This window comes from Senegalimassilia sp. (genome assembly GCF_977052095.1).
The window spans coordinates 34,088-59,832 of record NZ_CDRSTZ010000007.1 but is presented as its reverse complement, the minus strand read 5'-3'; the positions used below and the strand labels follow the sequence as shown (position 1 = coordinate 59,832).

Below are 25,745 nucleotides of genomic sequence, written 5' to 3'. Positions count from 1 at the left end.
CTACGTGCACGCACATTTTTAACCTATTGGAAACAATGGTAGCGAATTCGCGCCAAACGCGCACGCTCCGCACGATAATCGCATCGTGCGGAGCGCGTTAGCGGTTGCTCGCGATTACAAACGGCGCCTACAGGGCGGCGCGGATGGCCTCGGCCGTTTTGTTGTACTCGGCCTCCACCGCCGCGAACAGCTCTTCGGAGCCTGCTGCGGTTTCAGGGATGGGGCGCAGGAACTCGGCCAACGCGTTGGACGGCTCGAACAGGTTCGAGAAGCCCATGTTCTGCGCGATGCCCTTCAGCGTGTGCGACGCAAGGAACGCGCCGTTCACGTCGTTGTTCGCAAGCGCTGTGCGCAAGTTCTCGAAGCTGTTGTCCTGCAAAAACTTGCCGGCAAAACGCACCACGAGAGCTTCGCTGGTCAGACGGCGGACGACGTCGTTGTAATCGGCGCCGATTTTCTCGTATGCATCTTGAATCTCACTCATGTTCTCTTCTTAGCCTTGCTCGGTTGCGGTTGCGGTTTCGTTATTAGTTAGCCTAGAAAGAGGGGGGGGGTGTCCCTTCGTCATCCTTTTCCGCCAGAATGCGCTCTTGCAGGTCGATCAAACAGCTGATGAGCAGCGGGTTGAACGTGCCGCATTCGCCGTTCAGGATCATCTGCATGGCCTCTTCATGTGGAATGGCCTTCTTGTACACGCGGTCGCTGGTCAGCGCGTCGTACACGTCCACAATCGACACCACCTGCGCCGAAATGGGAATCTCATCGCCTTTCAGGCCGTCGGGGTAGCCGTTGCCGTCCCAACGCTCGTGGTGCCAACGGCAGATGTCGCGGGCGGCCTGTACCAGCGCGCTGTCGCGGTACTGCGTCATGCTTTCCAGCAGGTTCGCGCCGATGGTGGTGTGCGTCTTCATGACCTCGAACTCTTCGGGTGTCAGGCGGCCCGGCTTATTCAACACATAGTCGGGAATGGAGAGTTTGCCCAGGTCATGCAGCGTGGAAGCGGCGGAAATGGTGGCGCGCTCTCTTGAGCTGACGTGGTAGCGGTCCGTTTTGCGCACCAAGTGCTCCAGCATCATCTCGGTGAGCTTGCGCACGTGCTTCACGTGCGGTCCGCTTTCGCCGTTGCGCAGCTCCATGGCGCCGCCCATGATGTCGACGAGCAAGCGGCTGTCACGTTCGCGCTCGTAGAACTGCTGCGCCAGCATGGACGACAGGCGGCGCTGCTTGGCGTACAGGCGCATGATGTTGCCAACGCGCTGACGCACAATGCGCGCGTCGAATGGGCGGCTGATGTAGTCCGAAGCGCCCAGCTCGTAGGCGCGCAGCACCATGTCGTCGGATTCTTCGCTGGAAATCATGATGACGGGGATGTCGTCGATCCAGCCGCTGCGCGACATGCGCGACAGCACGTCGAAACCGTCGGCGCCGGGCATGACGATGTCAAGCAGCACGATGGAGACGCCGTCGCCGTAGCGCTCCAGACAGCTGATGCCCGCTTCGCCGCTGTCGGCTTCGATGATGTCGTACTGGTCTTTCAGCATTTCGCTTAAGATGACGCGGTTCATTTCCGAGTCGTCGACCACCAGCAGAAGCGGCTTGCGCACGGCTTCGGCTTCGATGTCGTCCGTTTCGGTGACCACGGCGTTTTTCAGGGTTTTCGCCTTGTACATAAGCGTGTCGGCCTGCCGCACCGTTTCCTCGACGGTGCGGCCTTCGGACAGCGCGCCGCCCACGCTGACGCTGAGGCCGAGCTTCTCGTAACCGGGCACGGCCGTTTCGGCAAGCTTGTCGGTAATGGCGCGCAGCTTGCGCGAGAAGTCGTCCTCGCCAATGCCGGGCAGCACCAGCACGAACTCGTCGCCGCCGTAGCGCACCAGCATGTCCGTACCGCGGATGCAGCTATTCACGGCCGCCACGGCCGCCTTCAGGGCAACGTCGCCGGCGTGGTGGCCCAGCATGTCGTTGACCAGCTTGAAGTCGTCCAGGTCAAGCAGGGCGATGCCGGCGTACATGTGCTGCGTGCGCAGGTTGTCCTCGTAGAAGCGGCGGTTGTACGCACCGGAAAGCGCGTCGCGGTACAGCAGCTCGTCGGAAAGGCCCGTGAGGCTTTCCGCGTCGATGGGCTGCGCGTACAGAAGCACGCTTTTCTTGCCGTCCACCTCAACGTAGCGCACGTTGGCAAGGTGCTGCTCGTCGCCCATGCGCAGCGAATGCGTTTGGTGGCCGCCGTCGTGCAGCACCTCTTCGCACACCTTGCGCATGCAGATGCATCCGTTGCCACACAGCAGGCAGAACTGCTCTTCGTCGATGTTGTCGGAATCAAGTAGGCGCACCACCGGGTAGATTTCCCGCAGACGGTCCATCTCGCGGCGGATCTGGTCGTGCGTCACGGCAACGGAAGCTTTATCTTCCGGGTCCGTTTCGTGAATGTTGATGTCTCCCATAGCCGTCACGCCTCTGCTCCTCAGCTGAAAGATGAAAGCGCACTCTATATAACGTAGTCATTGTAATAAAAGCGATACCCCAATACGCGCGAACAGGGAAAAGGGGCAAGCTTGCGAAGAAAAACGCACAACCAGGGGAACAGGGTGCAGCGCAAGGCCGCCTGCGCAAGGGTACGGAGAGGAGCCGGTACCGCTCATGGCGGTCGGCGTTTCCTTTGCCGCGTCCTTGCTGGCATTGGCCCTGCGCCTGCTGCCGGAAAGACTGCACGAACGCTAGGCGACGCTGTGGACGCAGGCGGCGAATGCGGCAGGGTCTTCCAGGTGCACGTTGTGGCCGGCCTTCGGTGCCATGCGCGTTTGCACGATGCCCGCTGCGTGCAGATCGTTGGCGATGCGGCTGTACTTTTCGTCCTTCGCACCCGTGAGATACAGCGTTGAGCAACCGCGAAGCCCCAGGTCACGAAGTGCTTCAGTTGTTTCGTGATACGAAGGCATGCGGTGCTGGCCTGCGCATTCCACGCAACGGGCCAGCGCCTCGGCGTCATTTGCCAGCCGACCCGCTTGGATAAGCGCACGCGTGCGCTTCGGCAGCGAGCGCTGCGATTCGAACAGGGGCAGGTTTTCCCAGTACGTCATGAAGTCGCGCAGGCTTGTCTCGCGCAGGCGGCGCACGGTGGCCGCGTCGCGCTCGGCAGCGGCGACGCGGTCGCTTTCCGTTTTCGGGCCCATGCCGGCGCTTTCAAGCAGCAGCCCGCGCGTTTTCTTCGCGAACGCGGCGGGGCCGGCCTCAAGCAGCGCGCTGAGCGCCACGCGGCCGCCCATGGAATAGCCCACCACAACCGGCTTGCCCGGCACCAGATCGATGAAGTCGAGCAGCGCTTCGCCCATGGAACGCAGGCTGTAGGGCGCCGGGCTTGCCGGCACGGCCGAGCCGCCGTGTCCTACCAGGTCAATAGCGTACACGTCGCGCTCCTGCGCAATAAGATCCATCGCGCCGATCCACGATGACGAGCTTTGCGCGAACCCGTGCACCAGGATGGCCGGCGGGCGGCGGCGGCCCGTTGCGCCCTGCGCCTTGCAATACAGGTAGCGGTAGCGGACGCCGTCGGAATCGAAGCAATCGGTCATCGGTGCCATAAGAGCCTCCCCAGTCTCTTGCAACATTCAAACATGAGCGGCGCGCCTTTCGGCGCTATCTCATGAGGCGCGCGCTTTCGCTCGCATCCACGAGGCCAACCTGTAAGCAACTTGGTACGTCGCAAATCGGCTCAAAACGTTTCATCGTCACTTCGTAGGGTTGAGCGAAAGCTCAACCCGCAATTGAGAGCGCGAAGCACGACACTCCATTCCTGCACGCAAGCGTACAAGCATTTCTGTACAACAACGGTATAGAGAAAGCCGATACGCCGCAGGTCGCCGTCTGCAGGAGCGGCTTTGTGCAGCCTACCAGAAACGGCCGTAACGCTCGCGAATGCCCTCAAGCGGCACCGGCACCTCGATCAGGCTGATGCCCGGCACGTCAAGCGTTTCGCAATACGCCTGGTCAAACGCCTGCAACGTGTCAACTTTCGCATACGGAACGCCAAACGCCGCCGCGGCAGCCTGGAAGTTCACGTCTTGCGGCGTCAAGAACAGGCGCTCGAAATACGCTTCGCTCGACTTCTGCGGAAGCATGTCGAAAATGCCGCCGCCGTTGTTGTTTAACAACACGATGGTAATGCCCAAACGCTGCGCTTGTATTTCAACGTTGCTATCCGGCGTGGTTTCGCCCGGTGTGCGGCCGGCGGCAAGCTGGCGCTGCACGCGCAGCTCGCGCTGCAAGGCAAGCGCGTTGATGTCGTGCAGCATGGTCAGGTCGCCGACTACCAGCGTGGTGCGCTCGAACAGCTGCGCGGCGCCAAGCGCCGTCGACACCGTGCCATCGATGCCGTTCAGCCCGCGATTCGCCAGCACGCACAGGCGCTTGTTGCCCTTCAGGTAGAACGTGTCCACGGCGCGCACGCTCATGGAGTTGGCCGCGAACAGGCACGACCCCTCGGGGGCAAGCTGCAGCACGCGGCGCACGTACGCACCCTCGAACGCATCGGCCTGCTGGTTTGCGGCGGTGTCGGCGGCGAAGATGCGACCGGCGGCCTCGGCGTTGGCGCGCTGCCACGCGGCCGCGAACGCGTGCTCTTTCGCAGCTGCGGCGGCGGGGCCGCCCTCGGTGCGCTTGGCGCGGATCATGCTGCGCGCGAAATCGACGGGCATGGCGCGCACAAACGCCGTGGTGCCCGCGTTCGTGTCGCGCGTTTCCAGCGGGTCCACCACGATCTGCAGCGCGCCCGCTTCCTCAAGGCGGCGCACCCACTGCGTGGCTTTCTTCGAGATAGGATAGCGTCCGAATCGTACGATGACCTGCGGGTTCAGCTGTTCATCGGCAACTTCGCCGCCCGTTTCGAACACGCTGTCGTAGTTTTCAACCAGCAGCTCATCGGGACAGCAGCGCAAACCCGACAGAGGATCGGCCAGCACCGGCATGGCGAACGCGCGTGCGAACTCCATGACGGCCTTCGCGTCCTCGATAGTGGCGCACGACCCTTCGCCGGCAAGCAGCAGAGCGTCGTTCGCCTGCAGCGTGCGCGCCATGTCGGCCGCCGCCGCACCCGCGATGTGACCCTGCGGCTGGACAAGCCCATGAGCCGCGTCGTTTGCGGGGGCGGGAGCAAGCCCGCCGTCGAACAGGTCATCGAGCTTCGTGTCCGGCTTCAGCGGCTCGTCGAACGGGAAGTTCAGGTGCACCGGGCCGCCGAAGCAGGCACCGGCGATGCGCTGATGCGCGGCTTCGGAACCAGCTGCACCACGCGCCTGCGACGGCGGCGGGCAGGCGCCCATGGCCGCGATGCATGCCTCGCGCGCAGCCTGGCGGGCAAAGCGCAGCGACTGCTTATCGGCCGCCGGCAGCGGCATAGCGCGAAACGCGCGCACGTGGCTGCCGTACGCATGCAGCTGATCGCACGTTTGCGGCGCGCCGAGACCCTGCAGCTGCGGCGGGCGGTCGCCCGTCAGCACCACCAGCGGCACACGGGAAGATTCCGCCTCCATGATGGCGGGGTAGTAGTTGGCAACGGCGCTGCCCGACGTGCACACGATGGCGGCAGGGCGCCCCGACGCTTTCGCCAGGCCAAGCGCGAAAAACGCCGCACCGCGCTCGTCGACGTCCACGTACACGCGCATGCGCTCGGGCGCGCGACACGACAGCTCGTACGCCACCATGGACAGCGGGGTAGAGCGCGACCCGGGACTTACCACCACGTCGTGCACGCCCCATTTCGCCAGCTCATCGAAGAATGCGCCCAGAAAACGCGCCGTTTGACGCGGGTCGGCAACCGTCATCGCGCACCCCCGTCCACACCGGCTACCACTGTTTCGGTGCCGCCGCCGAACGCGGACAGCACCGTTTTCAGCTTCAGCGCGATTTCGTCGTACTCGTCGGCAGCGCGGCTTCCGTCAACGATGCCGCAACCCGCGTACACATATCCGATTTCGCCGTCAAACACGCCCGTGCGCAGCGCCACGCTGAACTCGCCGTCGCCGGCGGCATCCACGTAGCCGCACGCACCCGCGAAAAAGCCGCGGTTGTACGCCTCGATCTGGCGGATAAGCATCTTCGCCTCGCCCACAGGCGCGCCCGACACGGCCGGCGTGGGATGCAAATCGCCCATCATCGACCACAAATCGACGCCGTCAAGGAGCTTCGCGCGCGCCGGCGTCATAAGATGCTGGATGCACGTGAGCGGCATGATGGTAGGTTGCGCCGGCACATCGACGCTATAGCACGTGCGGTTGAGCACGTCGCGGATGAAGCACACTACGTAATCGTGCTCCGTGCGGTTTTTCTGGTCGGCCATCAGCGCCGCCGCCAGGCGAGCGTTTTCCTGAGCGTCGGGCGACGTGGGGCACGTACCGGCCAGGCACATGCTTTCCAGATCTGCGCCGCGCTTGCGCACCAGCAGCTCAGGCGTGCAGCCGCAGAAGAACACGTCAGCGTAACGGTACAGCAGCACGGTGCCGTGCGCCGTGCCGTCGATAAGGTTCACCAGCAGGTCTTTCGAGGAAAACGGCTCGGCAGCGCGCACTTTCAAGCGGCGCGAAAGCACCACCTTGTCAACGCGGCCGGCGTGGATAGCGGCAAGCCCGTCGTCTACAGCGCGCTCCCATGCCTCGCGCGAATCAAGAGTCAGCGTGTAGTCGATGCTGCGGCGCGTGCGCGGGCGCGCGGAAAGCGCCAGGCGCGAGAAGCGATCCACACGGCCGGCGTACACCGGGCCAAGCGAGTTGACCTGCAAAAACGTTCCGCGCTCGTTTTCGATAAGCACCACTTCGGGAAGCATGAAGTGCAAGCTGGGAAACGACTGGAACAGCTCGTCGGCAGGCGCCGGGTTGTGCGCGTCGAAGCGGTTGAACGAGAAGAACACCGGCTGTTCGCCCGCCGGTCCGGAAAGCTCGCATTCCGCGTCGTCAAGCGTGGGCAGTGCAATGCAGCGCCCCAGGCCCATGAAGCGAACGGGGCGGTCTTTGCAGTAGTAGACGAACTGGTCCGTGAAGCCCTTTTGCAACAGGCAGAACGCATTGACGATATCGACGTCAAGCGGCTGAGTGAACGAGAATATCCTGGTCATTCGCCATCTCCTTCAATACGAAATGGATAGCTTGCAACTGTTACGGCACTTTTGCATCCATGCAAAAGCCCGGGCCACACACGACCCGGGCTTTCATTTACGAGACGGCGCCCACCTGCAACCCGCCTAACGCAATACAACAGGTGCGCCTTCGCCTTTGAGGCTTCGCCCTGCGCGCAGCCGATTGCAAAAACGCCGTTTGCAAATAGGGTCGAAGCAAAGGCGTACGCCCGTACTTCGACCCCGTCTTCCTTTAAATCTTGTACATGAACTGGAACACGTCTTCGCGCTGAATGGTAATCTGCACGCCCAGGTCGGATGCCACGGCGCCAAGGCGCTCCTGCACCGCGTTGAAGTCGGCCTTTTCCGTGTCAAGCGTGGTCAGCATGGTCATGGAGAACATCTCGCCCAAGATGGTCTGGCTGATGTCGTCGATGTTCGCGCCGCACTCGGCCAGCGCCACGGAAACGGCGGCTACGATGCCGCTGCGGTCCTTACCAAGAACGCTGATAACGCACTTCATGTTTCGTCCTTTCGCTTGCGCGCCGCGGCGCGCCCTCTACGTTCACAACTATAGTACCCGATTGCCGTGCAGGTTTTGTTGCAAGCCGATGTTCCGCGTGAAACATGCTCCGCAAGCGGCGAACGAAAACCAGGCTCTTTACGCCACGAAATCCCAGATGACCTTCACGAAGAAGACTGCCAGCACCACGATGGTAATGGGTCTCGCGATGGCGCCGCCGTTTTCCGAGAAGCTTTTCGAGCCCAGATAGTTGCCCGCGATGCCGAACACGCCCGCCAAAAGCCCCATGGGGATAAGCACCTGCCCATGCAGCAAAAACACCGCCAGCGCCGTGATGTTCGTGGTGAGGTTGATGGCCTTCGTCACGCCCGCGGCCTGCTTGAGGGCCATGTGGGCCGCTCCCGTGAGCAGCAGCATCAGGAACGTACCCGTGCCGGGCCCGTAAAAGCCGTCGTACGCGCCAACGACCAGGGCAACAACCACGCTGATAACAACGGTGCGACGCGGGCTGAGCGCCTCGCGGCTTTCGTCGTCGAACGCCTTCGAACGCATGACGTACACAGCCGTAACGGGAAGCAGCACTAGCAACAGCACGCGCAGGTAGAAATCGGCCACGAACATGACAAGGTTCGAGCCAAGCGCCGAACCTATCAGCGCCGCGGCCACGCACATGCCGGCCGTTTTCCACGGGATGTAGCCCGACCTCGCGAAACGCCAGGTGGTAAGCGTGGTTCCCATGGCCGAGCTCAGCTTGTTCGTGGCGATGGCGGCATGCGTGGGCAAGCCGACGATCAGATACGCGGGCAGCGAGATAAGCCCGCCGCCGCCCGCGATGGCGTCGACGTATCCCGCCAGGAACACCAGCGCGCACAGCAGCGCCATGCCCAGCGGAGCAACGCCGAACAGCTGCTGGCACGCGTCGATCACAACGTCCATCAAACCCTCGCGTTAACGCGCGTCGCGCAGAATGAGCGACATGACCTCGCTTCGAGATGCGCGGGCCGCATCGGTGCTGCCGGCGAACACGCCGCGCACCGCGCTGGTAACCGTGCGGCTGCCGGGCTTCTTCACGCCGCGCATGCTCATGCACATGTGCTCGGCCTCAAGCACCACGGCCACGCCCTGCGGATGCAGCTGCTCCACCAGCGTGTCGGCGATCTGCCCGGTCAAGCGCTCCTGCACCTGCGGGCGCTTCGCGTACACTTCCACCAGGCGCGCCAGCTTCGACAGGCCGCACACGCGGCCGTCGGGCGCAGGGATGTAGGCGATGTGCGCCTTGCCGAAGAACGGCACCAGATGATGTTCGCACATGGAGTAGAACGATATGTCGCGCACGAGCACCATCTCGTTGCAGTGCTCGTCGAACGTCTTCTCGAAATGCACGGCCGGGTCCTCGGTCAGGCCGGCGAACACCTCTTCGTACATGCGCGCCACGCGGGCGGGCGTTTCCTGCAGGCCCTCGCGATCGGGGTCTTCGCCCACGCCTTCGAGAATCATGCGAACGCCGGCTTCGATTTTTGCAGTATCCATGAATCGTTTCTTTCTAGCGGTGAATCAGTGCGCCAGCTGCGCAAACCCCAGTTTTGCAGGGAAGGCGCCGGCCATTCTTGAACTTTTGCATGATACCACGAGCGAGCCACCGCCCACCCGCCCCGCACAACCCGCACACGCTCCCTTAATCCTCCAGTTCGAGGCCGACGGGGCAGTGGTCGCTGCCGAGCACTTCGCTGTAAATGCTGGCCGCGCGCACCTTCGGGGCCAGCTCGTTGCTGACCAGGAAGTAGTCGATACGCCATCCCGCGTTGTTCTTACGCGCATTGAAACGGTAACTCCACCAGGAATAGGCACCGGCCAGGTCGGGATGCAGACTGCGGAACGTGTCAGTGAAGCCGGCGTCGAGCAGCTTCGTGAACTTCTCGCGCTCCTCGTCGGAAAAACCCGCGTTGCCGCGGTTCGGGCCGGGGTTCTTCAGATCGATCTCGTTGTGCGCAACGTTGAAGTCTCCGCAGGTCACCACTGGTTTCGGCGCGGCCGTCTCTCCCGGCTGCGTCAGCGGCAGCCATTGCGTGGGGAGATGCCCCTCGCCCATAGGCGCCGGCTCGGGCACCACGTCAGCGCCGCCTTTGCCCTCGCCGCGCCCGGCTTCAGGCTGCAAAACTACATTGCCGTCGGCGCCTTCGCGCTCTACCGGCACGCCCGCCGGCAACACACCGGCTTCAAGCCCCTTGCAGAAGTCGCGGAACGCATCGTCCCATTCCATGCGGTGATCGATGCGCGCCAGCTCGTTTTGCGCATTCGGCGTGTACACGCACACGAACCAGAATTCCAGGAACTCGCACGCCACAATGCGGCCTTCGTTATCAAGATGCGGAAATCCCAGGCCATGCAGCACTTGTAGCGGCTTCTCCTTCGTGAACACCGCCGTGCCCGAATAGCCCTTGCGCTCGGCGTAGCTCCAGAACTCGCGATAGCGCGGCAGGTCGAGCGTGGCCTGGCCGGCCTGCAGCTTCGTTTCCTGCAGTGCCACCACATCGGCATCGAATTCGCCGACGATGTCCTCGAAGCCTTTCTTCAACACGGCGCGCAGGCCGTTGACGTTCCATGAAATCATTCGCATAGAAGGCGCCCCTTTCGCAGGCAATCATGTTCGCCGACCAGTATAAAGTTGGCGAAAGCCGCGGGCAACGCGCGGCAGGGAGTCGCAGGGGCGTTCGCGCCGAAAACGACAGCGAATTGAATTGCATGAGCGCTTCGATTTCGTAGGGTTGAGCGAAAGCTCAGCCGTTTTATGCAGAGCCCAAAGGGCGCGCCACCATATTCCGAACGCACGAAATTCAAGTCAGCGATGCGCCTTCGGCGCTTTTAGATGGGTCGAGCTTTCGCTCGACTCTACATGTTTGACCTGCAATGTTGCCTCCCAAATGCCCACTGGGCATTTGGGAGTCCCCGCCTCGCCTTCGGCGAGCGGGAACGCGCCCGCTCGGGCGCATAGTTGGAGATTGAACAATCCAGTGGATTGTTCAAAAGCACTTTTCCCGGCCGAGCGGCCGGACTGGGCTGTTATTTATGGTATGGCTCGCCGTGGGAAATCTTTTGCGTTCGATAGAGCTGTTCAAGCAGCACGACGCGCGCGAGGTTGTGGGGCAGCGTGATGGGACCGAACGACAGCAGCTCGTCGGCGCGCCGGCGCACGGCGGTGCTCACGCCATCCGAGCCGCCAATCACGAACGCGAAGTTGCTTTTCCCTTGCAGCATCAGGTTGTCCAGGCGCTTCGAAAGCCCTTCGCTCGAGCGCTCCTTGCCATCGATAGCCAGCAGCACCACATGGGTGTCGGCACCAAGTTTCTCCAGCTCAGCGCATATGGCGGCGCCTTCCTTGTCGCGCGCGCCGTCAACGCCGCCCGCCTTGCGCGGGTCAACGTCGGCAATCTCGCGCACCTGGGTTTTCGCATACGGCTGCAGGCGCTTGAGATACTCCGCGCACGCATCGCTCCAAAAGCGCTCCTTCAGCTTCCCAACCGCCACAACCGTGAACTTCATGCATCCTCCCTGAGCATATATCACTTCGCAATTTCACTTTACTTTACCCTTTTTCCCACCCAATTTTGTCCGCTTGCCCGAAAAAGTAGTGTCCCTAGGGAAGTAGGGTGTTTACAAGTTGTTACCGGGCTGTTAACGTTCATGCCACAATTTCATAGCGTCACCCCGTTGATATGTTCTGGATCGAAAGAAACAGGACAGGCAGGGGCCTCTGGAGAATCCCACATGTGGGTGCCGAAGGGGCAAGACGAGCGCAGGCTGCAAGGCCGAGCCGCATAAGCTTGACGAAGCTGCAGCGGCGAACCGCATCGTTGAAACTCTCAGGCAAAAGGACAGAGAAAAGCATATCGCTTGTCGCAACCGTGAACGTGAATCAGAACTCGGACGTTCACTCGCAGCTTTTCCCTCTCCACAACCACATAGTTTTCAGCAGCCCCGTCGCGTCGCTTCGCAATGCGTACGGTTGCCAACGCGCCCTCGGGTTTCGCAGAGGTTGTATTGGCATTCGAGCAATTGAAGGAGTGAAACGTGGAAGGGTTTTTCGACGTCGCCAATGACGTGCTAACCGCCATCGACGATTTTGTGTGGGGCGTCCCGCTGATGACGCTCATCCTTGCAGGCGGTATCCTGCTGACTGCACGCCTGGCTGGCCTGCAGTTCCGCCAACTGCCGCGCGCGCTGCGCTACATGATGAAGAACGAAAAGGACGGCTCCGGCGAAGTTTCCAGCTTCGGCGCGCTGTGCACCGCGCTGTCAGCGACCATCGGTACCGGTAACATCGTCGGCGTTGCCACCGCTATTGTGGCTGGCGGCCCCGGCGCCATGTTCTGGATGTGGTTGGCAGCGCTGTTCGGCATGGCCACGAAATACTCCGAGGGTCTGCTTGCCGTGAAGTACCGCAGCATCGACAAGAACACCGGCCACGTGCTTGGCGGCCCGTTCTACTACATCGAGCGCGGCATGGGCAAGCGTCTGCCGCAGATCAGCTGGCGTTGGCTGGCGAAGATCTTCGCCTTCTTCGGCATGTGCGTCGGCCTGTTCGGCATTGGTACTTTCACGCAGGTGAACTCCATCAACGGCGCCATCACGAACTTCTTCGACCCTGACAAGGCGGCGTCCGTGACCATCCTGGGCATGAACTACTCCTGGGCCACGGTCATCGGCGGCATCGTGCTTGCCATCCTGGTCGGCCTGGTGGTCATCGGCGGCATCAAGCGCATCGCCAGCGTTTCCGAGCGCATCATTCCCGCCATGGTCGTACTGTACGTCGGCTTCTCCATCATCGTGCTGCTGGCGAACCTCGATAAAATCCCCGGCGCATTCGTGGTGATCTTCGAGTCCGCATTCGGCCTGCGCGCCGCTGCCGGCGGTGCACTGGGCGCCATCATCATCGCCATGCAGAAGGGCATCGCTCGCGGCATCTTCTCCAACGAGGCCGGCCTGGGTTCTGCGCCTATCGCCGCTGCCGCCGCGCAGACGAAGGAACCAGTGCGCCAGGGCCTCGTGTCCATGACCGGCACGTTCCTTGACACCATCATCGTGTGCACCATGACCGGCCTGACCATCGTCATGACCGGCGCATACCAGATTCCCGGCCTTGAGGGCGCAGCCATCACCACCACCGCGTTCCAGACCGGCCTGCCGTTCATCCCGTCGCAGGTTGTCGCATTCGTGCTGATGGCATGCCTGGCGCTGTTCGGCTTCACCACCATCCTTGGCTGGGACTACTACGGCGAGCGCTGCCTTGAGTACCTGAGCAACGGCAACCTGAAAGCCGTAAAGGTGTACCGCTGGCTCTACATTGCCGCCGTGTTCATTGGCCCTTACATGACCGTTTCCGCGGTGTGGACCATCGCCGACATCTTCAATGCTTGCATGGCCGTGCCGAATATGATCGCCCTTATCGTTCTGTCCGGTGTTGTGGCGCGCGAGACGAAAGACTTCTTCAAGCGCCTCAAGGATGCTGACGGCGACGAGGATAAGATGGAGCCGCATGTCGACTACGACAACGTGCCGCCCATCGACAGCCTTACCGATCGCCTGGGCGCCAAGACCGCCCAGGAGGATACCGCAGCAGTTGCACAAGGTTTCGCCACCGCATAGCAGCTGCCTGCCCCTCATGAAAACGCCCCGTGTTTCACGTGAAACACGGGGCGTTTCTTTTTGCCGAAAGGATGCCAGCTCATGCGCCATGCATCGCTGAACTGGGACGACGAAGGGATGAGCAGGAGTTGGGAAGGCCCAAACTGTCCAATCCCTATCAAACAGAAAAGGGGGAGCCGCTTTGCAGCAGCTCCCCCTGATGCGCAATCAAAGTATTCGCAAACGAACCCTATTCCACGCCGGCGTGGGCGAGGGCGTCGGCCACTTTGCGGGCCGCGGCCGTGATGCTCAGGTCGTTCACGTCGACGGTGATGCCGGCATACTGCTCATACAGCGGAAGGCGCTCGTCGTACAGCTCGCGCAGGCTCATGCCGATGCCGCCCTTCAGCACCACGCCGCGCTCCTGCAGATCGCTCAAGCGATGCACCAGCTGGTCGTAGGAGATCTTCAGGTACACCACCGTGCCGATTTCCGCCAGGTGCTTCATGGCCTCATCGGAATACACGGCAGAACCGCCCGTGGCAATGATGCTGTTGTCCGCCTCAAGCTTGCTGAGAATCTGGTTCTCAACCTCGATGAAGCCCTCGGGGCCGCATGCATCGATGATCTTCTGCAGCGTTTTATCGCACTGGTTTTGGATAACGATATCGGCGTCGATGAAGTCCTTCGTCATAATCTTCGCCAACACGATGCCCAACGTCGATTTACCGGAACCGGGCATACCGATAAGAACAACGTTGTTCTTCTCAGCCATGGTGAATCCTCCTTGTTCGGTCACATACGCCCGCATTGTATCACGCGAAACGCCGTGCGCCCGCATCGGTAACAAGCTGTTCTTAATCGGTTGTTTCCCCAGTCTGAGCGCCCGTTTTCTTCTTGAGCGGGAACGTTTCGCTGATTACGATGGCTGCGAAAATCAGCACGAAGCCGACAAGCAGGCGCAAGGTGATCTGCTCGCCGTACAGCGCAATGCTGAACAACACGCCGAACACCGATTCCAGGCTTAAAAACAGCGAAGCCTGCGCGGGCGGGATGTGCGCCAGCGCCACGTTCTGGATGCCGAACGCCACGATGGACGCGAACAGCGCCAGAAACACCAGCTGGCCGATAATGCCCGGCGTGAACACGCCGAATCCCGGGAACGTCTCTAATGCGGCGCCGAACACGAAGCCCAGGCAGCCTTCCGCCACGAACTGCACCGCCGTAAGCGCCAGCACATCGTGGAAGCGCGACAGTTTCGACACCAGCACCATGTGCACGGCGAACAGCAGCGCGCATAGAAGCGTCATGGCCTCGCCGTAGCCCATGGTCATGCCGCCGCTTTGCACGGACACCAGCCAAATGCCCACCAGCGCCAGCACCGCGGCGCCGATGTTGAACACCGTGGGGCGGCGGTGCGCCACGATCCACCACAGGAAGGGGACGATCACGCAGTATGTTGCCGTCAAAAACGCGTTGATGCCGGGTGTGGTGTGCTCAAGGCCGATGGTCTGTGTCCAGAACGCCATGAAATCCGCTAAGCCAAGCGCTGCGCCGGCCAGCAGCATGCGGCCCGAGAACGCCTTGCGCACGCGCTTCCACAGAATCGCCGTCAGCAAAACGCCCGCAAACGTGAAGCGGAAGCCCAAAAGCCAGGCCGGCGGCAGCACCGACACCACGTCTTTCATGGCCACAAAGCTGTAGCCCCAGATGATGGTGGCCACCACAATGGCGGCCTTATACGCCCACGCAGGAATCGCTTTCCCTTTTCCCATTCCCATTCCCTGTCTTTCCCCGTCAACGCCAGGCATCCACTCATCCCGCGAAGTTAAAGGCGTTGTTTTCGCCTTGTCGTCATGCGAAAACAACGCCTTGCTAAACCTACGAGTATTCGACACTTGCGAACCATCGCCAACCTTAAGCTGAATGCGCGGATCACCGCAAACCTTTGCAGTGCGCCCTTATCGAGCGCCACCACCGCCTCCGCCGAAGCCGCCGCCTCCACCACCGGAGAACCCGCCGCCAAAGCCGCCGCCCGACGACGACCCGCCGCTTGCAGCCTGAATCGCCTCATGCGCCGTCTTCGCCGCTGCATCAAGCGAGCTTGACAGGAAGCTGCCCACATCGGGCATCTGAGCGCCCACACCCGATTCCGGAGCAGTGTACCACGCCCACCAGGGCACATACGTCGCCCCATACGACGAATCGACGCTGAACAGCTGCGGCTGCGTGATGCGAAGCTGCTCAATGGCCTTGTCCGCCACGCCAAACAGATACGCGTACACCATGAATTCGCCCCACACCTTCACGTCGGTAGGCGGACGCTCTTCAAGCGAGCTGAAGTCACGCAGCCAATTGCGCAGCGCCTTGCAGTGCGCCACCAGCTCGTTGCCTTCGACGCTGCGACGCGGCATGTTGTTGCCGATGAACACCAAAGCCGCAGCCGTAGGCAGCGTGAAGAACACCGTGAGCATGTTCCCGTCGTTCAGCCAAATCATCAGCCCGGCCAGCGCGAACAACGCTGCCATGACCCACATGACCTTGCGCAGCTTCGCACCCTTCGCCTCGAAGAATTCTTGCGCGTCCGTCGCCTTCGTCAGCGTATCCTGCCAGTTTTCAAGCGCCTTCACGAACGCGTTCGGATGATCTTCGCCGTACTTCTTGATGGAGCCGAACCACACGGCGTTCTGCTTGCCCGCAATACGATCGAACAGCAACGAAAATGTGGCCTTGTCCACGGAATCTACGATGTTGTTCGCGTCCACCAGCTTCGTGACGTAGAAGTCGTTCACCAGCCTGGTCCCGCCGTGCTTCGTCGGCGCTTCGTACGACCCGGCATCAATGCGCACGAGACCTGCCTGCGCCATATGCATAATCGTGGCAGTAAAATCATCAGTGCTCTCCCGATTCCAACGCCACAAGCGCCCAACAACGGCCGGATGAATGCCCTTGCCGGGGACGTCACGCCAATATTTGTCGGTGAAACGCGGCGTGTATTCCTTGCCGTGGCGGAAAAACGCCCACAGCGCCCACGCAAGCACCAACAGGCACACCAACGCGCAGCCCGCAACGTACGCAAACGACATCATGCGCTTCGTGTTCGCCTGATCGGCCCACGTCTGCTCTTCTTTCAGCACCGTGTCCAGGCGCTGCTCGCCCGCATGCAGGCGAAGGGACTTCAGCGAGACGTTCGGCAGCCACGTCGTGGGAACCAGCACGCGCATTTCCGCATATTCGCCCGACTCCACGCGCGGCACCGTGCAGGTGACCGACCCGTCCTGGTTTACCGACACCATGCCCGCAAGCGGTCCATGACCCCATGCGCGCACGTTTTCGCCCGGCTCGATGCTCACGCCTTGCGGCACCGGCAGCTGCAGCGTAGCCGTCACGTTTTCCGATGGAGCCGACCACTGCGAACCCAGGTACTGCCAGTACACCTCGGCAACATCGTCGTACATCTGGGCCATGCTCGTGATGGTGTAATCAAGTTCGACCACCACCTTGCTTGGCTCGTTCCCGAAGAACACGTACACAGTATTTTTCGGCGCATCTACGGAATACGCGTCCTTGTCAGGGCCGCCTTCTTCGCGCCATTTCAGCTCGAACGGCACTTCTGAAACCTGCGACATGGACGACTCGGTGGCACCTTCGCCGTCGACGGTCATCATGCGCACGCCGTTCACCGTGAATTCCGCATTTGACGGCAGCAAATTCAGCGTCCACCACACGGCAGAGTACGAGCCGTCGAAATCGAACGTGCGCTGCTCAACCACGTGCAGCGTTCCGTCCGTTTCCATTTGTGCCTGGATGTCCACCTCCGGCATGATATAGGACTTCGCATGCGCCGGAGCAGGGAAGGCCAGCGTTAGCAACAAGCAAGCTGCCAGCACGAATGCGGCCATAAGCGCGCGCGATGCATCAATGCGCAGCGCATTTTGCGCGGTTTGGCGAAATTGAGGTGGTCTCGTGTATTGCATCGAGAAAGCTCCTTGCATGTTTTGGTCAGTCAAGGTATCATAGCAAACCGCACCTATTATAGCGTGGAGAAGTGACCGAGAGGCCGAAGGTGCTCGCCTGCTAAGTGAGTATGCCCCACAAGGGCATCTAGGGTTCGAATCCCTACTTCTCCGCCACGAACTTCCAGCCCTCGCGCAAGCGGGGGCTTTTCTTTTGCCGTTCGCGCTACTTGCTCCAGGGCCAGCGGCGCAACTTCTTCGCCTTCATGGGCTTCGCGCGGTACGACGGATTGTGCTTGAGGAACACTGCACGGCAAATGCGCGTGATCGCCAGCGCAACCAGCGCTGTCACCATAAACGAGAGCGTCAGGTCCAACACCGCCATGTTCGACTCCGACAACGCATACAGGCTGGCTAATCCGAAAAACGCCGTCAGCACCGTGTTCAGCACGGTGAACGCTTTGATGAGGATTTCCTTCGCACGGGCTGGCGAATAGCGCCACGAAGCCACCACGTACACCACGCCCGCCACAAACGCGAGCACCAGCAGCAAAGGGATGATTCTTGTCAGACGGGCAACCATCTAGAACGTCACCTTGGGAACGCTGTGCGCGGGAGCATCGGCCGCAAAGCTCGGACGTTCTTTAAAGCCCATGGCGCCCGCAATCAGCACCGCAGGAAACGTCTGGATTGCCGTGTTGTACTTCATAACCGTGTCGTTGAAGCTTTGACGCATGTAGCTGATTTTGTCTTCCGTTTCAGACAGCTCCGCCTGCAGCTGCTGAAAATTCTGATTCGCTTTCAGTTCAGGGTACGATTCTGCCACGGCAAACAGGCTTTTCAGTGCGCTGTTCAAGCGGCTGTTCGCGCCCATACGGCTTTCGGGCGTGGTTGCGTTCGATACCGCCGCACGCGCGTGCGTTACTTCTTCAAGCGTTTGGCTCTCGTGCTTCGCGTAGGCCTTAACCGTTTCCACAAGGTTCGGAATCAGGTCAAGACGACGCTGCAGCTGCACGTCAACCTGCGCCCATGCGTTGTCCACCATGTTCCGTAGCTTCACCAGGTTGTTATAAAGCGCCACCAGTGCCACCAGCAGCACAACAACAATCACGAGCAATATGATTGCAATCGTCATAATTTCCCCTTTCCGAGGTTTTCGCTATTGTAGCATCGATGTTTGCACCGGCTATCAAGCAAGCAGAACACTTGCGAACGCGCACGCCAGCGACATGGACCCTTCGCATTACTGCTTGCGCGGACTCTCAAGCACGCCCTATACAACTGCGGCTCCGAATTCTTGAGTGAACTCGAAGCCGCCCGCATTATCGGTTGGTTGTCATTGTTGCCTTGAACGGGCCGAACGTAGTCGTGCGCGACCACCAGCCTTTCGCTTGCGCGCTCGACGATACGCGCGCCGCCGCATCAAACGACTCACACACTGCAAACACCGCCGAACCGCTGCCCGACATCATCGCGTTGCAGACCCCAGGTTGCTCCTGCAGCCACTCGCGCACCATCTTCACGCCAGAGTTCAGCTCTTCACCTGCCTCGGCCATATTGTTCAGCAATGGCACATGCATGGCATACGCTTCTTCTTCTGCTGTTTTGACCAATGCGGCGTCCAAAGGCTGCGGATTCTCATCCAGCTTCTTGTAGGCCGCAGCCGTAGATACGCCGCCCTCGGGCTTCACAATGACCACAAAGTCGTTCGTGATTTTCAGTGAACGCACGAAATGCTCGCCTATGCCGTCGTACTGCGCGCATCCTCCCTTCAGGAAGAACGCGACATCAGCGCCCAGCGTTGCGGCAACATGCTCGATGCGCGGATCCAACACGCTTTCTTGCCACAAGATAGCAGCGCCCAGCAAAGCCGCTGCGGCATCGGAAGAGCCACCGCCCAAACCCGCTTGCGCCGGAATGTGCTTCTCAAGATGCACGCGCACGGTTTCCGTTTCGCCAAGCTCGCGACCAAACGCTTCGGCAAGCTTCACAATAGCCTTCGTCACAATGTTGTGCTGCGGGTCCACATCTAGCGGCTCTAGGCCTTCGTAGCTGCGCGACGTCAGCTGAACGGGCTCGCCAGTCCCCGGAACAAGCTTCATGCGCAGCACGTCGTGCAGCATCAACGTGTGCATGATGGTGGACACTTCGTGATAGCCATCTTCGCGAAGACCCTTCACGTTCAGATAGAGGTTCACTTTCGCTGGAGCAACCAGTTTCAGCGATCCCATGCCGGCGAACTCGCGCGCTTCAACGTCCTGCGCAATGCGAGCGATGTCCATCATGTCCACTTTGTTTTGAAATGTTTCACGTGAAACATCTTGTTGTTCATCATTCCACTGCATCGTTATCGCTCCGTTCGTTTCTTCCTTCGAGCTGCGAAAAACCGTTTCAGAATGCCGGCGCACTCATCTGCCAAGACTCCGGGAACCACCTCGAATGTATGGTTCAGACGCTTGTCGCTGTTGATGGAATACAATGTTCCCAGCGCACCAGCCTTCGGGTCAGGCGCCCCATATACACACCGGTCGATGCGCGCTTGGTGCATCAACCCCGCGCACATGATGCAGGGTTCCAGTGTTACGTACACCGTACAGCCTGTCAGGCGCCAAACGCCAAGCTCTGCCGCCGCTTGTTTCATGGCCACGAACTCCGCATGCCCTGCAGGGTCTTGCTGGGTTTCGCGCACGTTGCATGCCCGCGCAATCACGCGCGGCTCCGCCAGCGGACGCCTTGTCCCCTTATCGATAGGTTGGTACACCACAACAGCACCGATAGGCACTTCGCCCAGATCGGCAGCCCGTTGCGCTTCCTCTAGCGCCATGCGCATGTATTCTTCGTCATTCATAGGTAGCATTATATGGTATCCTACCAACGTTACGGAGGAATGGCCGAGTGGTTGAAGGCGGCAGTCTTGAAAACTGTTGAGCCGCAAGGTTCCGTGGGTTCGAATCCTACTTCCTCCGCCAGATTACACACGCCCGGGCCTCCGGGCGTTTTTATTTTCGAAAGAGCTCGGACGGATTCGAACCGATAAGGTGGTTTCACGTTAAGAAAACGTGCCAGTGGCACGTTTTTAGTGAAACGCCCGACCGAGCTTGCGAGGGAGGGGTGCGGATTCGCGAAGCGAATACGCGAATCCTACTTCCTCCGCCAGGAACTCAAAAGCGCCCGGAACCTCCGAGCGCTTTTTCGTTTCTTGGCTTCGTTTTAGCGTTCTTCCATCGGCGTGTACGCTCGCTTCTTACTGTAAATCGATTTGTAAGCAGGACGAATGATCCGCTTACCGGAAACGATTTCCTCAAAGCGATGAGCCGCCCAGCCCGACATACGCGCGCAGGCGAACAGGGGAGTGAACAAATCCTCGGGAATGCCGAGCATGGAGTACACGAAGCCGGAATACATGTCCACGTTCGCGCACATGTCCTTGTGCGTGCCCTTTTCGTTCAGGATAACCTCGGGCGCCAAGCGCTCGATTTTCTCAAGCAGGCGGAACTCAGCCTCGTATTCGGTACCCACGGCAAGCTTTTCTGCAAAGCGCTTGCAAATGACCGCGCGGGGGTCGGATAGCGTGTACACCGCGTGTCCCATGCCATATACCAAGCCGCTCTTGTCGTACGCCTGCTTGTTCACGATTTTCGCAAGGTACGCCGCCACCTCGTCGTCATTGTCCCAGTTGGCAACGTTCTCCTTGATTTCCTTCTGCATGGCGATAACCTGATGATTCGCACCGCCGTGCTTGCGGCCCTTCAGCGACCCGATGGCGGCCGCATACGTCGAATACGCGTCGGTATCCGCCGAAGTCAGCACATGCGTGGTGAACGTGGAGTTGTTGCCGCCGCCATGCTCGGCATGCAGGCACAGCATGATGTCGAGCATGCGAGCCTCTTCCGGCCTGAACTGGCGGTCGGGACGCAACATGGACAGAATGGTTTCCGCCGTCGATTGCCCAGGAATGAAGCGATGCATGATCATGGAATCGTTGCTGTAACGCGCGCGCATGGCGTAATACGTCAGCACCATAATGCGCGGAAGACGCGAAATCAGCGAAATAGCCGTCGAAATCTCGTGTTGGGCCGAACGGTCCTCGGCATGCGTGTCGTAGGCGTACAGCAGCATCACCGTACGTGCGAGCACGTTCATGATGTCCGGGGGAGTGTCGCGCATGATCATGGAAGCCGTGAAGCCGTCAGGCAGCTCGCGCTGCGCATCGATGGCGGCAATGTAGTCGTCAAGCTGCTGTTGCGTTGGCAGCTCACCCATTAGCAGCAGATAGGACACTTCTTCGTAATTGAAGCGCCTATCTTTCGCATCCACGCCAAGAAGGTCGTACAGGTCGTAACCACGAAGGCGCAGCTCGCCGGTATCGGCCACTTTTTCGCCATCGGACATAACGTAGCCATGTACGTTGGAAATGCCCGTCAGGCCCGCCAGAACGCCCGTACCGTCGTCGTTACGTAGGCCGCGCTTCACGTCGTATTTCTTGTACTTGCTAGCGTCAATGGTGTTGATTTCCCTGAAGTGATCGTACAGGTCGATCTTTTGATCGTTAGCCATACTGTTTCCTTCCCGCTGCGCTTCGCAGCTCCCCTTGCTTCAAAAACCAGCAATGCCCGCACGAATGCGGGCATTGCTGGTTGCTCAGACGATATGTTACTTTGCAGCGCCGATGCGGCAGATGGTCGTGCCGCAGTCGGGGCATTTCCCCTTCGTGATGGGCTTACCGTTCTTGGTGACGCCCTCCACAGAATCTTTCATGATCTTCTTCGCCTTGCATTTAACGCAGTATGCCTCGATAGCCATCTTAAACCTCTCTAGTTTCAATATCGGCGTCGTGGTGCCGACAATCGGCGAACGACTCCGTCGATGTTCACGTTGGCGGACTGCATTATAGGGTAACTGCCTTTGCCGTCCATTACCGACACGTTTCGCGACCTACATATTCTTCAACAACTCCATAAGGAACTGCACGTTATCGTTAAGTTTGCGGTCGTCGATGTTCTCGATCGTGTCGTCAACTTGACCATACAGCGCCGGCTTCGCACCGTCCATGCCCACAAGGTGCATGGCTTGCTGCCCATGCTTCGCTACAAACGAAGCAGCGCTTTCCTCCCACATCATCGAACCATTCGCAATTTTCACACCGCTAGCCTGCGAAGCCTTGCGAATATAGCGCTTCATGCGAGAAGAAGCCTTCGCGGGCTTGAGGTATCCCTCGCGTTCAATCATGGTCAAGTCGCCCGCGCCCAGCGCATCCAGATCGATGATGAACGCACCGCGCAACTCCAATTCGTGAGCCTCCAAGAACGCTCGCATGCCGGCGTTCTGCGCAAGCTCGGAGCCTAGCGCCACGAACCACACCTCGGTATTGATGTCGGGGTTGCGGAACTGATAGACCTCGCTCAGCTCTTCGTCCACCTCAGCGGGGGCAGGAGAGGCGGCCGCAGCCGCTTCGTCTGCAAGCTCCTCGGAGCTGAGGTTCGCGTTCTCCACACGGCGGGACGAGAACGCGCCGCCATGCCACGGACGGAAATGTCGACCATCGTTCGCGTCCTCGGCAACATCGTCAGCATCGAAATCGTCGTTGAAGCCATACTCAGACTGCTGACTTTCCGGCTGCACATCAATCGGCTGCGGCACAAACGCCTGCGTGGCATCCAGCTGGCTTTCCGGCTGCAGGGGAGGCATCATTTGCGTAGACCCCTCGTATGCCACCTGCTCGTCAACTGCATAGTCGCCCTGATACTCGCCGTGCTCGTAATGCTCTTCCTGGAAGCTTTCCCAGCCGCCGCGGGCCTTGCCTACAGCACGCGCCTCGAACTCTTCGTCAACGTCAAGCCAATCCTGAGGAGTGTCCTCCTCTTCTCCCTTGTTGCGATGGAACTTATCAAGGAAGCGACGGAAGCGCGACTTCGGCATCTCCATATATCCCGGGCCTGCAAAAGCGCCCGTCTCGGTGAAATTGTCCTCGTAAGCGGAATCGTCGGCATCGTGCACGTACATGTCCTCAGGGTCCATGGATTGCACCAGCTGAGCGCTCACGGGAGCGAACGAGCCCGTTGCGCCTGCCGTGCCAAGCGAAGCCTGCGCAGCATCCATGCCCGGCTGCGCCTGGGCGACATCAGCAGCTTTGATAGCGCCCGACAACGAGGGAAGGGACGCAAGCAGGGAAGGATGGTCGGCCTTCTGCCCGTCATCTTGTGATTCCTGCGCCTGCGACGATGCGACATCAGCCGAGCCGATGGAGGGAAGCAAGCTCAGCAAGCTCCGAGCAGCCTTCTTTCCCTTCGACTCAACGTCCGCCAGCGGCGCGCGCTGCTTTGCGGCAGCGGCAACGGGGGCCATACCGGGCGCGGTGGCGCCGATGTCGGGCAGCGTTATAGGCGCATGCGCCTGCTCTTCGGAAACCGTGGGGATGTTCAGCGGCGTAGCCTGCAACTCACCAGGAAGCGCCTCGGGCTGCTCAGCGGTCTTCTTCACCATAGCCGATGAATCAACGCGACCGTTTTCGCTGATAGCAGCATTCGTAGCGTCTAGGCGATTATCCGAACGGGGTGCATCGGACTGACGCTGCTGCGCTTCAGCCTGCACCTTGCGCGGGTCCAGAAACGCCGGCATGGGGATATCGCTTACCGGGGGAACATCGTCGATATGAAGCTGCGTCACGTCGATAGGCGGCGTAGCGACCGTCGCAAATGGATCAGCACTTACCGCACGCGGCGCGGAAACGGACTTATCTTCGGCAGCATCTGCGATTTGAGAAGGCTGAGGCTCAGCCGCAACCTGCTCAGACGCGGCGGTTTCGGGCACGGCCTGAAGCTCCGGCTTCTCCTGCACCTGATCGGCGTTCGTTAACTCGACGTCGGAAGCGCCTGCGCCCTGCTCGACGACAACAGGCTTCGTCTCCACAGAAGCAACCGCGGGTTGCACAGGCTCAATGCTGGCAAGCGGCGCGGGCTGCACCGGGTCGATGGTCGCAAACGGCGAAAGCTGAACCGGCTGAGACGCCGAATCTGCAGCAGAAGCTTCAAGAGGTTGAACGGGCTTGATCGTTGCCCACTGCGGAGCCTTCACTTCGTGAATCGTGTCGCGATCTACGTCGATAGCACGCTCAAGCTCGTGTTCGACGATGTTGTTCGCTTTCGCAAAATGACCGGCGCTTTCCGCAACCGCAGCATCAAGCGCACTTGCGTAGCGAGAGCGCTGTACCGGCTTTTCAGCCGTACGCGGCTTCTTAGCCTTCTCTTGGGCCTTCACGAACCAATCGGGCACGCTGTTTGTCGGGCGAACCGGATCCTGCACAGGTTCAGGAATTTCCTCCTGAACAGGCGTCTGCTCCATTTGCTCAGGCGCAGCGACCTGCTCCGGCGCTGCTTCAACAGGCTGCTCGCCTGCAACCTGAGCAGCAAGCGCGGCTTCAGCAGCAGCGCGCTCTGCCGCTGCCTGCTCTTCGGCACGGGCGCGCTCCGCATCGCGGCGTGCGCTTTCCACTGCACGCGCTTCCATGCGCTGCATGCGGGCCTCTTCTTCGGCCTCTTCGCGATCGTGGCGTTCGATTTTTTCGAGATTGCGCTCGACATCCTCTGCGGAAAGACCGCTTACCGGCTTGCCGGACAGCGCCGCAATGGCCGCCTTCGCGGCAACCAGGCTTTCCTCTTCCGGCATCGATGAATGCGGATGACCCGCATACACGAACTCAGCGCCTTCGGGAACCAAACCATTGTCATACGCAGCCTCTTCGCCGTGCATGATGGCGTCTTCGCGTTCGGCGATTTCCGCTTCGCTCACGCGACCCACTCCGATGCGACGCGCAACTTCAAGCAGCGCCGCAACGCCCGATGCGTTGTTGTTGGCACCTTCGTTGTACGCAGCCGTTTTGTGCAGAACGCCAAACACCAGCGGGATAGCCGCAAGAATCATCGCGATAACCACCAGCACCGTGAAAACCGCCGGCAGCGCACCTTCCGCCTGGCCAAGCGCCACACCTTTGATAAGGAGTAGCACGGGAAGTGCAACCAAGGCACCAAACGAAACCTTATTGATAAGCGGCATGAACGAGACGACAGGGGAGGCAAGTTCAGGACGGACCTTGCCAGTATCGTAGCGAGCCACCAAAATCACCTTGCGACGGCGGGCCGAAGATTCTCCCTCGGGCACACCGGGCTCATATTTTGCCACCACGTTCTGGCTTACACCCTTACCAAGAAGCTTCGACAGAACAGGCCTGCCGAACAGCTCCGCCGCAAACAGCGCCGCCGCGGCAAGCGACCCAATCACGCCCACGATGCTAAGTACCGGCACAATCAGCGACAGCAGTGCAAACACCACCGCTGCGCCGCAGCAAATCATGGCCGGCAAATCCGCGTCGCCAACGCCATTGAAATCCTCAATCGATGCAGGCAACCCCGCATCCTTTTGGAACTGCTCGGTAATATACAGCGCCGCCTGCTGCTCTTCCTCGGTGCCCGCCGGGCGCGCGCCGATTTCCTGCGACAAGTACGCGATATGCTCTTTAATCTCCGGCATTATGTTGCCTTTC

At 60.5% G+C, this 25,745-nt stretch carries 21 protein-coding genes, 2 tRNA genes and 1 riboswitch; of the genes, 3 read left to right on the top strand and 20 right to left on the bottom strand.

Annotated features, from left to right (window positions below):
• Positions 1 to 127: 127 nt before the first annotated feature.
• The 10 genes from ACWI6D_RS02740 to ACWI6D_RS02695 all read right to left on the bottom strand — a co-directional run bounded on the left by ACWI6D_RS02740 (position 128) and on the right by ACWI6D_RS02695 (position 11,168).
• Positions 128 to 484, bottom strand: coding sequence for an Hpt domain-containing protein (locus ACWI6D_RS02740; RefSeq protein WP_449133568.1), 357 nt, complete (start codon positions 482 to 484; stop codon positions 128 to 130).
• A 52-nt stretch (positions 485 to 536) separates the two neighbouring features.
• A complete protein-coding gene (locus ACWI6D_RS02735) occupies positions 537 to 2,444 on the bottom strand; it encodes a diguanylate cyclase (protein WP_449133578.1) in 1,908 nt (635 codons plus the stop codon).
• A gap of 273 nt (positions 2,445 to 2,717) precedes the next feature.
• Complete coding sequence (locus ACWI6D_RS02730; RefSeq protein WP_449133567.1) at positions 2,718 to 3,581, bottom strand: alpha/beta fold hydrolase; 864 nt, start codon at positions 3,579 to 3,581, stop codon at positions 2,718 to 2,720.
• A 306-nt stretch (positions 3,582 to 3,887) separates the two neighbouring features.
• Positions 3,888 to 5,819: a 2-succinyl-5-enolpyruvyl-6-hydroxy-3-cyclohexene-1-carboxylic-acid synthase gene (gene menD / locus ACWI6D_RS02725; protein WP_449133566.1), complete on the bottom strand. Its 1,932-nt coding sequence runs from the start codon at positions 5,817 to 5,819 to the stop codon at positions 3,888 to 3,890.
• Positions 5,816 to 7,105 (bottom strand): isochorismate synthase, encoded by a 1,290-nt coding sequence (locus ACWI6D_RS02720; protein ID WP_449133565.1) that lies wholly within the window; start codon positions 7,103 to 7,105, stop codon positions 5,816 to 5,818. Before ACWI6D_RS02720 ends, menD begins: the two co-directional genes overlap by 4 nt.
• A gap of 253 nt (positions 7,106 to 7,358) precedes the next feature.
• Positions 7,359 to 7,628, bottom strand: a complete 270-nt coding sequence (locus tag ACWI6D_RS02715) for an ACT domain-containing protein (RefSeq protein WP_449133564.1) — start codon at positions 7,626 to 7,628, stop codon at positions 7,359 to 7,361.
• A gap of 138 nt (positions 7,629 to 7,766) precedes the next feature.
• Positions 7,767 to 8,564, bottom strand: a complete 798-nt coding sequence (locus ACWI6D_RS02710; protein WP_449133563.1) for a sulfite exporter TauE/SafE family protein — start codon at positions 8,562 to 8,564, stop codon at positions 7,767 to 7,769.
• Positions 8,565 to 8,576: 12 nt separating this feature from the next.
• Entirely contained in the window at positions 8,577 to 9,158 is a 582-nt protein-coding gene (gene folE / locus ACWI6D_RS02705) for a GTP cyclohydrolase I FolE (protein WP_129423568.1), read from the bottom strand.
• 145 nt (positions 9,159 to 9,303) lie between these two features.
• Complete coding sequence (locus ACWI6D_RS02700; RefSeq protein WP_449133562.1) at positions 9,304 to 10,245, bottom strand: exodeoxyribonuclease III; 942 nt, start codon at positions 10,243 to 10,245, stop codon at positions 9,304 to 9,306.
• A gap of 443 nt (positions 10,246 to 10,688) precedes the next feature.
• On the bottom strand, positions 10,689 to 11,168 hold the full coding sequence (locus ACWI6D_RS02695) for a 23S rRNA (pseudouridine(1915)-N(3))-methyltransferase RlmH (RefSeq protein ID WP_303251055.1): 480 nt from the start codon (positions 11,166 to 11,168) through the stop codon (positions 10,689 to 10,691).
• A gap of 201 nt (positions 11,169 to 11,369) precedes the next feature.
• Positions 11,370 to 11,514: riboswitch (glycine riboswitch) on the top strand.
• Positions 11,515 to 11,696: 182 nt separating this feature from the next.
• Here ACWI6D_RS02695 and ACWI6D_RS02690 point away from each other — a divergent pair.
• Entirely contained in the window at positions 11,697 to 13,271 is a 1,575-nt protein-coding gene (locus ACWI6D_RS02690) for an alanine/glycine:cation symporter family protein (RefSeq protein WP_302936831.1), read from the top strand.
• A 229-nt stretch (positions 13,272 to 13,500) separates the two neighbouring features.
• Here the strand turns inward: ACWI6D_RS02690 and ACWI6D_RS02685 are convergent, their stop codons facing one another.
• The 3 genes from ACWI6D_RS02685 to ACWI6D_RS02675 all read right to left on the bottom strand — a co-directional run bounded on the left by ACWI6D_RS02685 (position 13,501) and on the right by ACWI6D_RS02675 (position 17,227).
• Positions 13,501 to 14,025 carry a shikimate kinase gene (locus tag ACWI6D_RS02685; RefSeq protein ID WP_129423559.1) on the bottom strand — a complete coding sequence of 175 codons (525 nt, stop codon included), beginning with the start codon at positions 14,023 to 14,025 and terminating at the stop codon, positions 13,501 to 13,503.
• Between the two features lie 82 nt (positions 14,026 to 14,107).
• Positions 14,108 to 15,025 carry a DMT family transporter gene (locus tag ACWI6D_RS02680; RefSeq protein WP_449133561.1) on the bottom strand — a complete coding sequence of 306 codons (918 nt, stop codon included), beginning with the start codon at positions 15,023 to 15,025 and terminating at the stop codon, positions 14,108 to 14,110.
• A gap of 186 nt (positions 15,026 to 15,211) precedes the next feature.
• The gene (locus ACWI6D_RS02675) at positions 15,212 to 17,227 is read right to left on the bottom strand and encodes a DUF2207 family protein (protein WP_449133560.1); all 2,016 of its coding nucleotides are present in this window, start codon (positions 17,225 to 17,227) and stop codon (positions 15,212 to 15,214) included.
• A gap of 65 nt (positions 17,228 to 17,292) precedes the next feature.
• Here ACWI6D_RS02675 and ACWI6D_RS02670 point away from each other — a divergent pair.
• Positions 17,293 to 17,383 (top strand) — tRNA-Ser (locus ACWI6D_RS02670).
• Positions 17,384 to 17,432: 49 nt separating this feature from the next.
• Here the strand turns inward: ACWI6D_RS02670 and ACWI6D_RS02665 are convergent.
• From ACWI6D_RS02665 to ACWI6D_RS02650, 4 genes are all read right to left on the bottom strand, one after another.
• Positions 17,433 to 17,789 (bottom strand): hypothetical protein, encoded by a 357-nt coding sequence (locus ACWI6D_RS02665; protein ID WP_288284302.1) that lies wholly within the window; start codon positions 17,787 to 17,789, stop codon positions 17,433 to 17,435.
• The gene (locus tag ACWI6D_RS02660) at positions 17,790 to 18,341 is read right to left on the bottom strand and encodes a LemA family protein (protein WP_288284303.1); all 552 of its coding nucleotides are present in this window, start codon (positions 18,339 to 18,341) and stop codon (positions 17,790 to 17,792) included. It lies immediately after the preceding gene.
• A gap of 187 nt (positions 18,342 to 18,528) precedes the next feature.
• The gene (ispE, locus tag ACWI6D_RS02655) at positions 18,529 to 19,491 is read right to left on the bottom strand and encodes a 4-(cytidine 5'-diphospho)-2-C-methyl-D-erythritol kinase (RefSeq protein ID WP_449133559.1); all 963 of its coding nucleotides are present in this window, start codon (positions 19,489 to 19,491) and stop codon (positions 18,529 to 18,531) included.
• Between the two features lie 62 nt (positions 19,492 to 19,553).
• A complete protein-coding gene (locus ACWI6D_RS02650) occupies positions 19,554 to 20,063 on the bottom strand; it encodes a nucleoside deaminase (protein WP_201738661.1) in 510 nt (169 codons plus the stop codon).
• Positions 20,064 to 20,087: 24 nt separating this feature from the next.
• Between ACWI6D_RS02650 and ACWI6D_RS02645 the strand changes: the two genes are divergently transcribed.
• A tRNA-Ser gene (locus tag ACWI6D_RS02645) sits at positions 20,088 to 20,175 on the top strand.
• Between the two features lie 241 nt (positions 20,176 to 20,416).
• Here ACWI6D_RS02645 and ACWI6D_RS02640 read toward each other — a convergent pair.
• The 3 genes from ACWI6D_RS02640 to ACWI6D_RS02630 all read right to left on the bottom strand — a co-directional run bounded on the left by ACWI6D_RS02640 (position 20,417) and on the right by ACWI6D_RS02630 (position 25,732).
• Positions 20,417 to 21,763, bottom strand: coding sequence for a citrate/2-methylcitrate synthase (locus tag ACWI6D_RS02640; RefSeq protein ID WP_337368846.1), 1,347 nt, complete (start codon positions 21,761 to 21,763; stop codon positions 20,417 to 20,419).
• 96 nt (positions 21,764 to 21,859) lie between these two features.
• A complete protein-coding gene (locus ACWI6D_RS02635; protein WP_449133558.1) occupies positions 21,860 to 22,009 on the bottom strand; it encodes a DUF5679 domain-containing protein in 150 nt (49 codons plus the stop codon).
• A gap of 132 nt (positions 22,010 to 22,141) precedes the next feature.
• Complete coding sequence (locus ACWI6D_RS02630; protein ID WP_449133557.1) at positions 22,142 to 25,732, bottom strand: hypothetical protein; 3,591 nt, start codon at positions 25,730 to 25,732, stop codon at positions 22,142 to 22,144.
• Positions 25,733 to 25,745: the final 13 nt, after the last annotated feature.

Coding starts and splice junctions, on each gene's coding strand:
- ACWI6D_RS02740 (WP_449133568.1), bottom strand. CDS start 484: ATGAGTGAGATTCAAGATGCATACGAGAAAATCGGCGCCGATTACAAC.
- ACWI6D_RS02735 (WP_449133578.1), bottom strand. CDS start 2,444: ATGGGAGACATCAACATTCACGAAACGGACCCGGAAGATAAAGCTTCC.
- ACWI6D_RS02730 (WP_449133567.1), bottom strand. CDS start 3,581: ATGGCACCGATGACCGATTGCTTCGATTCCGACGGCGTCCGCTACCGC.
- menD (WP_449133566.1), bottom strand. CDS start 5,819: ATGACGGTTGCCGACCCGCGTCAAACGGCGCGTTTTCTGGGCGCATTC.
- ACWI6D_RS02720 (WP_449133565.1), bottom strand. CDS start 7,105: ATGACCAGGATATTCTCGTTCACTCAGCCGCTTGACGTCGATATCGTC.
- ACWI6D_RS02715 (WP_449133564.1), bottom strand. CDS start 7,628: ATGAAGTGCGTTATCAGCGTTCTTGGTAAGGACCGCAGCGGCATCGTA.
- ACWI6D_RS02710 (WP_449133563.1), bottom strand. CDS start 8,564: ATGGACGTTGTGATCGACGCGTGCCAGCAGCTGTTCGGCGTTGCTCCG.
- folE (WP_129423568.1), bottom strand. CDS start 9,158: ATGGATACTGCAAAAATCGAAGCCGGCGTTCGCATGATTCTCGAAGGC.
- ACWI6D_RS02700 (WP_449133562.1), bottom strand. CDS start 10,245: ATGCGAATGATTTCATGGAACGTCAACGGCCTGCGCGCCGTGTTGAAG.
- ACWI6D_RS02695 (WP_303251055.1), bottom strand. CDS start 11,168: ATGAAGTTCACGGTTGTGGCGGTTGGGAAGCTGAAGGAGCGCTTTTGG.
- ACWI6D_RS02685 (WP_129423559.1), bottom strand. CDS start 14,025: ATGGCTGAGAAGAACAACGTTGTTCTTATCGGTATGCCCGGTTCCGGT.
- ACWI6D_RS02680 (WP_449133561.1), bottom strand. CDS start 15,025: ATGGGAAAAGGGAAAGCGATTCCTGCGTGGGCGTATAAGGCCGCCATT.
- ACWI6D_RS02675 (WP_449133560.1), bottom strand. CDS start 17,227: ATGCAATACACGAGACCACCTCAATTTCGCCAAACCGCGCAAAATGCG.
- ACWI6D_RS02665 (WP_288284302.1), bottom strand. CDS start 17,789: ATGGTTGCCCGTCTGACAAGAATCATCCCTTTGCTGCTGGTGCTCGCG.
- ACWI6D_RS02660 (WP_288284303.1), bottom strand. CDS start 18,341: ATGACGATTGCAATCATATTGCTCGTGATTGTTGTTGTGCTGCTGGTG.
- ispE (WP_449133559.1), bottom strand. CDS start 19,491: ATGATGGACATCGCTCGCATTGCGCAGGACGTTGAAGCGCGCGAGTTC.
- ACWI6D_RS02650 (WP_201738661.1), bottom strand. CDS start 20,063: ATGCTACCTATGAATGACGAAGAATACATGCGCATGGCGCTAGAGGAA.
- ACWI6D_RS02640 (WP_337368846.1), bottom strand. CDS start 21,763: ATGGCTAACGATCAAAAGATCGACCTGTACGATCACTTCAGGGAAATC.
- ACWI6D_RS02635 (WP_449133558.1), bottom strand. CDS start 22,009: ATGGCTATCGAGGCATACTGCGTTAAATGCAAGGCGAAGAAGATCATG.
- ACWI6D_RS02630 (WP_449133557.1), bottom strand. CDS start 25,732: ATGCCGGAGATTAAAGAGCATATCGCGTACTTGTCGCAGGAAATCGGC.